At 52.9% G+C, this 9,442-nt stretch carries 7 protein-coding genes; all 7 read right to left on the reverse strand.

Annotated features, from left to right (window positions below):
• A partial coding sequence (locus ACJROR_RS10390; protein WP_406546990.1) for an AAA family ATPase occupies nt 1-504 on the reverse strand: 504 nt, incomplete at its 3' end.
• Nucleotides 505-841: 337 nt separating this feature from the next.
• Nucleotides 842-2,215: a TolC family protein gene (locus tag ACJROR_RS10395; protein WP_406546991.1), complete on the reverse strand. Its 1,374-nt coding sequence runs from the start codon at nt 2,213-2,215 to the stop codon at nt 842-844.
• A gap of 13 nt (nt 2,216-2,228) precedes the next feature.
• Nucleotides 2,229-4,208, reverse strand: coding sequence for a MacB family efflux pump subunit (locus ACJROR_RS10400; RefSeq protein ID WP_406546996.1), 1,980 nt, complete (start codon nt 4,206-4,208; stop codon nt 2,229-2,231).
• 139 nt (nt 4,209-4,347) lie between these two features.
• Nucleotides 4,348-5,532 carry an efflux RND transporter periplasmic adaptor subunit gene (locus ACJROR_RS10405; RefSeq protein ID WP_406546992.1) on the reverse strand — a complete coding sequence of 395 codons (1,185 nt, stop codon included), beginning with the start codon at nt 5,530-5,532 and terminating at the stop codon, nt 4,348-4,350.
• Between the two features lie 411 nt (nt 5,533-5,943).
• Complete coding sequence (locus ACJROR_RS10410; RefSeq protein WP_406546993.1) at nt 5,944-6,636, reverse strand: DUF5714 domain-containing protein; 693 nt, start codon at nt 6,634-6,636, stop codon at nt 5,944-5,946.
• Between the two features lie 635 nt (nt 6,637-7,271).
• On the reverse strand, nt 7,272-8,867 hold the full coding sequence (csm6, locus tag ACJROR_RS10415; RefSeq protein WP_406546994.1) for a CRISPR-associated ring nuclease Csm6: 1,596 nt from the start codon (nt 8,865-8,867) through the stop codon (nt 7,272-7,274).
• A gap of 235 nt (nt 8,868-9,102) precedes the next feature.
• Nucleotides 9,103-9,442 (reverse strand): hypothetical protein (locus tag ACJROR_RS10420; protein ID WP_406546995.1); only part of this gene is annotated, 340 nt, incomplete at its 5' end.

The raw sequence follows: 9,442 nt of genomic DNA on the forward strand, positions 1-9,442 counted from the left end.
ATCGTACTCATCAATAAAAAGATAAACCGGATAGCCCTTTTCACTGGCTATGGCGCAAAAATGGTCAAGTTTGTTTTTGGCTGTGGAAATGCCTTCTATGTCAGCTATAAAATCATCATCGTACAAGTCACGGTACTTTTTGGCGCATTCAGTGATCTGATAGCCAATCATAAGATTAAATTTGCTCTTAATATTTGCCATATCTGACGATATGATTGAGAAATCCAGGTAAATAACCTGGTATTTCCCCTGCTCCGGCGTCACATGACGGTAAATCCAGGTATTCCCGAAATAGTGTTCAAACTGAGCCTTCCGGGCAATATCGTAATAGGTCTCCAGCATGTTCAGAAAGACGCTTTTGCCAAATAGCCGCGGCCGTACGAAAAACAAAAAGAATTTTTTCCTTTTCTCAAACTCCGCAATATATGGTGTTTTATCCACAAAATAGAGATCGTTATCAATGATCTCTGTGAATTTACTAACGCCTTCAGGAAGCAGCTTCATACCCATCCCGCAATTTATCAGCCATCTTAACAGCCATTCCGAATCAGCCAGCAGCGCGAAAACCTCCGCCTTCCGATTATAAGCCCTGCGGAGTATTTTTTTTGAACCTGCAGCCCTAACCCGGATCTATGCCAGCACCATTCCATTATCTTTATTCCGTATTTTAATGATACCATTAATCCCTTAAACAAAATCAGAAAATAGCAGCAAAATCGTGAATTACACAGCAGAGAGAAGCTGACAGTCCGGAGCCTCAGAGCAGAAACAAAAAAGTCCCTGCGTTCGCGCGGCGCAGAGACTTTCTAAAACTTCCCGAACGGAATGCTGAGTTCGTGGATCAGAACCCGCCCATGGTCATGGCCAGATCCTTAAGACTGTTCAAAATGCTTTCCTTGTTGCTCAAAAGAGCCAGCTCCGTGTTTCGCCGGGCTACCCGGGCTTCCAGCAGATCCTTGAAGGATACCTTGCCGTTGGCATAGCGGGTCTGGTACATTTCCTCGTTTTTCCGGCGGAGATCCAGCTGCATCTTCTCATACTCCTGCTGCTGCCGGAACCAGGCGGCATTGTTCAGGGCCTGCTGCACCTCGGAAAGAGCATTGTAGTACTTGTACACAAAGCTCACCTCGGCGGAGTCCCGGCTGAGCTCGGCCAGATCCACCCGGAGGCTGTTCTGATAATAGTTCAGGAACGGGAAGGCCAGCATGCCGGCTATGGATCCTGCCGGATTCCGGAAAAAATCCACAATGTTGGTGCTGCCGCCGGCGGAAACTCCCAGAGTCAGCGAGAGCCGGGGATACATATCCAGCCGGGCCTTGTCCTTGGAAGCCAGCGCAGCCCTCAGCCGGGCCTCCTGAGCCGCCATGTCCGGACGGAAGCGGAGCACGTCGCCGGAAAGTCCCGGATTAATCTCGGGCAGAAAAACGTCCTCAAGAGTGCCGCGGTTTTCCACCGGAGTGTCCGGCACCCGGTTTCTGAGCACGTTAATGGCACTGATGGTGTTGCGGAGCTTGGTCTCGTTGTCCTGGATCTGACTCAGCATGGTAACCACCTCCACCCGGGATTCGCTGAGATCCAGCTCGCTGATCTTGCCGCTGTCATACCGGAGCTGCATGAGCTTCATCCGGGCCATGGAGGATTCCAGATTCTCCCGGTAGAGCTTAATCGCATCCTGGTAATACAAGAGGGACCAGTACAGCTTGGCCACCGTGCCGGCGATGCTGAGCCGGGCGGCCCGGGCATCCTGAAGAGCTGCTTCGGCGGAAAGAGCCTGAGCCTTTCTCTCCGCGGAAAGTCTCCCGAAAAGATCCGCCTCATAGCTGACGCTGATGCCGGATTTGCCGTAAAGGGAGGAGTGGCTGCCGTGCCTGAGAGGCCGGGAGGCTCCCGATCCCAGAGAGGCATCCACGGTGGGAATCATATTGGTATCGGTGATCTCGGCTTCCTTGAGAGCTTTCCTGGCCGTCAGCACTGCCTGCCGGTAGTCGTTCCGGGCTGCCAGCGCTTCTTCAGTAAGAGCGGTCAGATATGGATCGTTAAAGGCAAGCCAGAAATCCGGGTTAATCTCGCCCTTTTCCGCGCCGGCCGGCTGTCCGCCATGAGTAAAAGCGTATTCCGTAAGCTCCGGCCGCTCATAGGAGGAATGCAGGGCCGTGCATCCGGAAACGGCAGCGGCGATAAAGGATGCCAGAAGAGCTTCCGTAAAAATCTTCATAAAAAGAATCTCCTTATTCCCGGGCCAGCGCGTCTATCGGATTTAATCTTGCGGCATTGCGGGCCGGGATGTACCCGAATATCACCCCGATAAGCGAGGAGCATACCACTGCGGCGATGATTGAGGTGGTGGAAAACTGCATGCTGATGGCCTGCACAAACAGACTGAACACATAGCCCACCCCATAGGAGCACATGACTCCCAGGGTGCCGCCCAGAAGACAGACCAGCACCGCCTCAATGAGGAACTGCTGCAGAATGTCGCTCTGCCGGGCTCCCACCGCCATGCGGATGCCGATCTCCTTGGTGCGCTCGGTCACGGACACCAGCATGATGTTCATTACGCCGATGCCGCCCACTATCAGTGAAATCACCGCAATGGCGCTGATAAGGTAGGTAAAGGTGTCCGTGGTTTTGGTGATGGTCTTCATAATGGTGTCAGAGCTGTTGGTGAAGAAGTCCTTTGACCCGTGCCGCATCTCCAGAAGGTGCTCAATGGATTCCTGAGCCACGGCGTTGGACATGCCCTCCCGCACTCTGATGGTAATGGATCCCAGGAAGCGTTCATGCACTACCTTGGACATCATGGTGGTATAGGGAATGTAGGCATGCACGGCATTCTCATTCCCGAAGGGGGACTCCGACGGCTTCAAAACTCCGATGATCTGACAGGGCAGCTTCCCGAAAATAATCACCTTGCCGATGGGATCCTCTTCGCCGAAGAAGCGTTCCGCGGCCTTGTCGTCAATTACCGCCACCTGACTCAGCTCCTTCACGTCTCCCCGGCCGAACAGTCTCCCGGATGCCACATCGTAGCCCTTAACCCGGAAGAACTGCTCGCTGACGCCGTGCACCGTGGCATTGATGGAAACGCTGCGGTACTGACTCAAAAGAGAGCTGCTGCGATCCGGAGTTATGGCATCGGTAAACACCTGTCTGTCCAGGGCCTGCATGTCCTGCACCGTCAGGGTCTGCACCTTTCCGGAACGGATATCGCCGAAGTCCTTGCCGGGATAAACGGAAATGGTGTTGGTGCCGATGGCGCTGATGTCATTGATGACCTTCTGACTGGCGCCCTGCCCCAGAGCCACCACGCTGACCACCGCCATAATGCCGATAATAATGCCCAGCATGGTCAGGAGGGTGCGCATCTTGTGGGAGATCATGGCAATGGCCGCCATTTTAAAGGCTTCCCGGAATCTGTCCACATAGGAGCGGAACTGCGCCAGAAAATGCGGATTCAGCTTCACGGTGTCGGCATCTGACAGCGGATTTCTGGTTACGGCCTTGCCTTCGTTAACCCGGTCGGCAATGATGTTGCCGTCCTTAATCTCGATGATGCGGCCGGCATGAGCGGCGATCTTGGCATCGTGCGTAACCAGAATCACCGTATGGCCCTGCCGGTGGAGCTCCTCCAGGATCTCCATAACCTCGGCGCCGCTCCGGGAATCCAGAGCTCCGGTGGGTTCGTCCGCCAGAATCACCTGACCGCCGTTCATAAGAGCCCGGGCAATACTCACCCGCTGCTGCTGGCCGCCGGAAAGCTCTCCCGGCCGGTGGGAGGAACGATCTCCCAGTCCCAGCCTGTTTAAGAGTTCATCGGCTCGGGCAGTCCGGCGGCCGCTTTTGATGCCGGCGTATATAGCCGGAATCTCCACATTCTCATTAGCGCGGAGATGTCCCAGAAGGTGGTATCTCTGAAAAATAAAGCCAAAGTACTCTCTCCGGAGCCGGGCCAGCTCGTCGGCGTCCAGCTGACTGGTCTCCACGCCGGAAATGCGGTATTCCCCGGAGGTGGGCTTGTCGAGACACCCCAGAATGTTCATCAGGGTGGATTTGCCGGATCCGGACTGGCCGATAATGGCCACCATCTCCCCCTGGTAGATTTTAAGATTGATGCCGTGCAGGATCTCCACGGACTCCGAGCCTCCCAGGCCGAAGCTGCGGCGGATGTCCTTCACCTCCAGAAGAGGTCTCTCCGGAGCGCCGGCCATGTCCTCCCGGGATCCCTGAGGGGGAGTCCCGGAAGCAGGGTCAAGAGCGGTGTCCGCGCCTTGAGCGGAACTGTTTACATCTGTCATTGTTATCCTCGCCAGTATTCAGGTTATCAGGGTTAACACGTCCTGCTTCAGACTACATGCGGGGAGGCCCGCGGCGGCGCTTCTTGTCATGAGCTTCCATGGCGGCGGCTTCGGCGGAATTCGCATCGTTGCCGATGATCACCTCGTCGTTTTCGGAAAGACCGGAAACGATCTCGTAATTGATGTTGTCCTTGCGCCCTACGGTAACCTTAACCGGCTCCGGCTTGTTGTTTCTGAGCACATGAACCATGAAGACGTTCTCCGCCACCTTCTTTCTCAGAGCCACAATGGGGAGGGTGATAACGTCCTTGCTTTCCCCCAGCACGATGGTTACCTCGGCGGTCATGGATTTTCTGAGCACGCCGTCAGGATTTTTAACGTCAAGAAGAGCGTTGTAGTAAATGGCCTGGCTGCTGGAGCTGGTGGCTGAAGAGCTGGTGCTCTGGCTTTCGGACTTGGGAGCCGGCTCCACCTGTCTCAGATCGGCATCAAACTTCTGATCCGGAAGACCGAGAATGGTGAAAAAGGAACGCATGCCCGGCTTGACCCTCACCACGTCGGCTTCGGATACCTCGGCCTCCACGGTCATGGTGTCCAGATCGGCCAGCTTGACAATGGTAGGCGCGGACTGCGCGGAAACCACGGTCTGGCCTTCCTCGGTGACTACGCCGATAACCACGCCGTCCATGGGAGCCACGATTTTGGTATAGCCCAGGTTGGTTTTTGCGGTATCCACATTGACCTTGCACTTTTCAATCTGAGCCTGTGAGGATTCAATGGCGGCTCTGGTGGAAAGAAGATCGGCCTCGGCTGATTCCAGATCCGCATCGGAGGTGGCATTGCCGGCCCGCATCTTCTTCTGGCGGTTATACTCGGATTCCTGCTTTTTCAGGAGAGCCTGCTTTTCTTTAAGAGAAGACTCGGCGATTTTGAGTTCGGCCTCGGCCATCTTTACCGCATTAAGCTGGGTGCGCTGCTCGATGTCGGCGATCCTGTCTCCCTTCTTTACCCGATCCCCCAGTTTCACATAAAGCTTCTCCAGCTGACCGTTCACCTGAGCGCCGACGCTGACCTCATTAAGCCCCACCAGCGTGCCGGTGGCCATAACCGTTTCCACAACATCGCCGCGGGACGGCTTTATGGTCATAAAACGCAGCTTCTTTTCTTCGCCCTTGCTGAAGTAAAACCAGCCTCCGGCCAGCGCGATCAGCAGAATGAGCACAATGAGCTTTTTCATAGAAATTCTTGAACCCCGTTTGGATAGTAATTCAGCGGCTATTATAGACTATCGGGCCCGTTAAATGTTTTTCAAAGTTTTACAGACTATCAGGAATGATTTCGGAATGAATAATCTCAGCGGGAGGTCTGTCAGGAAATGGCATATCCCTAGCCGCCTCAAAGCTGAGTGAAGCAACCGCTCAGAAGACGGTTCGGCAAATCCGGCGTCGCTACCGGCTCGGACTCTCTGAAGCATTATTTGAAAGGATCTTTGTTCGCCCTGCACACCTTGTCTCTGTACTGTTTCGACAAGCCGACGCGGCCCGGGGTATGCTTATGCGCAGACATAGGCCGGCATTCCCTTTGCGAAAAAACATTGCCGCTATTTTTTTCACGCGCAGGGAAATGCGCCGGGGAACAGGAATTTGAGTCAATGGTTCGCTTTGAAAAAGGGACAGCGTTTGCCGATGCACTGCTTGTTTTTAGCTGAGAAACGGCACACAGCTTCTGTTTTTTCCATCTCAATGCCAAAGTGATCTTTTACAAAATCTATAGCAGCAAGGATAGCCAGGAATGAATCTCTCTTGCAGCAGCGCGGGCCGCCAATCTCGCCAATTTGTCCAAGTGATTTAGCCGTCATCTTGTGTGACAGCGCAAACGGCTCATTTTCCAAGGGGGTGGACTTCGAGATAATGGAAATGAACATCCCGGAACTAATCCCTGCTCCGCATGCTCCCCAGAACCCGCAGGCGCCGCCGGGAACGCTTTTTCCGCGATTCATCATTTCAATCAAGCATCGTGAAAGGTCTATGTCACCGCCTGCGTTCTTATATGCAGTCAGCAATGCAGATCCGACCATGACATGGTGTTCCGGACCATGCATATGACAGAACGGCAAAACCATCATTTTTTCAATAATGGCTATCGGATTCGATGAAGTCTCCTGCAAGCATAATCCAGCAATGGAATCAAGGCCTCGCATATGGCAATCATTACACACATAGTGCCCGTTTGCGCATCTTGTCTTACTGTTTTCCTTCTTATGGCAGATCTCGCACTCCATGAGAACATCCGTTTCAAGATATTCCAACGGGGCTTTGCAGATTAAACATTCTTCTTTCATGAAGATTCTCCCGCTTTCGATTTGACAGTATCGGTTTACATATTCCGTATCAGGTCTTAACCATCATTTTAAGGTTTCAGGAATTCTTGACAAGATCACTGGTGAATCAGGTGAATACGTACCACGCCACGTGCAAATATCGGGGTATGCTGAAAGGTGATAGCCGGGATGAATCCGGAAAAGGATTTTGCCTCAGTATCTCGGAGGTCAGGCAACAAATTATGCAGTAGAAAAGGGATTCCATACCGCCAATGATTTCTGTTACTGGCGGCTGCGTTCTCCGGACCGAAGTTTGAATCGCATAACCCGCGCGCGGACAGGAGGAGATCTTGGATTGATCGGACATGATGTCAGCGGTGTTCACGGCTCAATCCGCCCTGCTCTGCGTATCAAACTGTAATCAAGGATAAGGCCTGCTGCGATTATGAGAAATTGATTGTCCCGCACGTGACTTTCAGGAGCAGATCTGAGAAAGCTGCTTTATCATGACAGGACTTACGTTGTGATTCCGGCTTCAAAAGCATGATCGCATGCCTGCCCGCATCCTGATAATCCCGAAAGGCCTTCAAAACACCGCGCAGTCAGAGAATCGGGAAATCCCTGAAGATCCTGCGCGCTGCCGCCACCTTCCAGTCTCAGGCCTCAAATTTTATGAATTGGACAGGATTTATTTCCCCCATATTGAACTGGTCATCCCGGAGGCCTGATTCAAAAGAGAATTTTGTCTTTTCGAAACGCCCGATAACGTAGCAGCTGGCCTTTTCGGAAACAGAAACCAGGGCTGACACGGCTTCCGGGCAGCCGCTGTTCTGAACAGCCGCATTGATGCCAGTCACCATCTTGCGCCACAGGTTGTACTGCGCCACAAAGAAGGAATCCATGGTGTGATCGAACTGCTCCGATTTTCTGTCACCTAATACCTGGCCGATCCCCTTGCGCATTCTGTGATTTAATGCAGCTTCGTTTTTGTAGTGTTCCCAGGCGTAATACACTGCATCATAACTTCCTTCAAAAGCACCCCACAGCGGTTCATCGCAGGCAATTGTGTCAATCGGCTCTTCCAGAGTATAGGCATCCTGTTCCTTCTTACCGGAAGCAAAATTCCGGTTAACCCCGTTTATGACTTTGTCAACATCAAGCTGCATCTTCGATCTGCAGTATTTCCCGGTATCTGTGAAGGGATCCGCCGGCAGCAGGGAAAACAGATACAGCCAGTTCTGAAAAAGCGTTTTCAGCTCTTTTCCAATATCGAGAAGCAGCATTTGCTTATTCGGCGGAGTGGGAAGATTGCCCGATTCCGCCAGCAATCTCCCGTTGTCCCCGAAAACCTCGGCGAGTTTTTTCCGGTAACAGAGGATCAGGGCATAGAAGGCAAACTGGATCGGCGTAAGCTCCGCCCGATAGCGGGCAGGACGGATATCCTTGCGGACTTCAATGTCCAGAGCGGCATCCTGCCAGTCCAGAGTGACATAAACATCCTCGGGGCTTACGGTCATTTCGCTGTTAATGTAGTTTATGGCCTCGGAGTAAATGTTGTCCCGGTTCCCGGAAGCCATGAGCTTGCCCCACTGCTTGCTGTCCTTCAAAAAGTGTCCCATTCTTATGAAGGGAATAGAGGAAAGCTCCACCTCGGCTGTGGCGCCGTCCAGCTCCTCTCCGGATCTGGTATAAAACTTCCGGCTGTTTTTGCAGCGATAAAAGAACTGTCCCCCGGATTTCACGGCATCGATTGCTTCGTAGCGGGGATCCACCAGCACATGGGTAAGCTCGTCATCCCGGCGCCCCAGTATGGACATTACGGAACCCATCAGGTAGGACATGGTTTTCCGGCCGCCGGCAATAGATGCCACCACAGGAGTTTCCGGAAATTTCTCAATGAGATCCCGCAGGGTTTTGAAGAGGAAGTCTGCGGCAATCCCTTCATCCTGATCGGTTCTGATATCCTCCAGCTCATGATTCTGGCTGTCCCGGAATACCAGAATGTTCTCCTCCTTCAGCGTAAGATCCGGCCAGCCGTATTCCCGGCTCATTTCAATAAAGATGTCATTCCCTCGTTCGCCGGTTTTCCGGTTGATCCCCAGAAGCATCCTCTCAATGTTCTCCTTGCCCGGGCGGGTGGTAACCACGTAAATATCCCGGACGGTACGCTCTGCCATTCTCAGGCTGCACAGAGTTTCGGTAATGATCTGCGGGGTCTGTCCTGACACCGAGAGAAGAATGCAATCGCTCATGGAAAACTCCTTTATCTTTTGCTGAACAGGTTTGTCCGAATAACAAGTAAAATCTTACTTCATGCCCGCCGGCAGAAGTGACGGCAGGATCCCGAATTAAAAAACAGAGCCCTGACGGAAATCCCGGTGAAATTTCATGGCCATGTCGCGCTGATTAAGACCGATAACCCGGTGAACGCCGGATGTTTAACCGGTCGTTTGCCGGGAGGGCTTCAGCTTGTCTCCGCCGGCACTTTTACCACAAGCTGCTGAAAAAGCTTCCTATCGAGGAACAGACGTCAGAAACAGTGGTGGTAACAGCGGTAAAGGTATCACGGATCTTTTCACAGGCATATTCCACAACATCACGGAGCTTATCCTTCAGGCTGGATTTAGTCTTCTCCCTGTAGCCGGCCCCGCCGTCATTGTTGTCATCTCTTTCGAAATTGGTGCGGTCCCGGGATTTCTTGAGAGCTACCATTATCGCCTTCTGGGACTTCAGATTTTTGACAATGAGGTAGAACAGCCGGGAAATGTTGTAGGGCTTCTGGCTCTCCTTCCCGTCGGTGTAGCCGGCGCTGTAGTACACCGGTTCA

This window comes from Succinimonas sp. (assembly GCF_045225735.1).
GTDB lineage: Bacteria > Pseudomonadota > Gammaproteobacteria > Enterobacterales > Succinivibrionaceae > Succinimonas.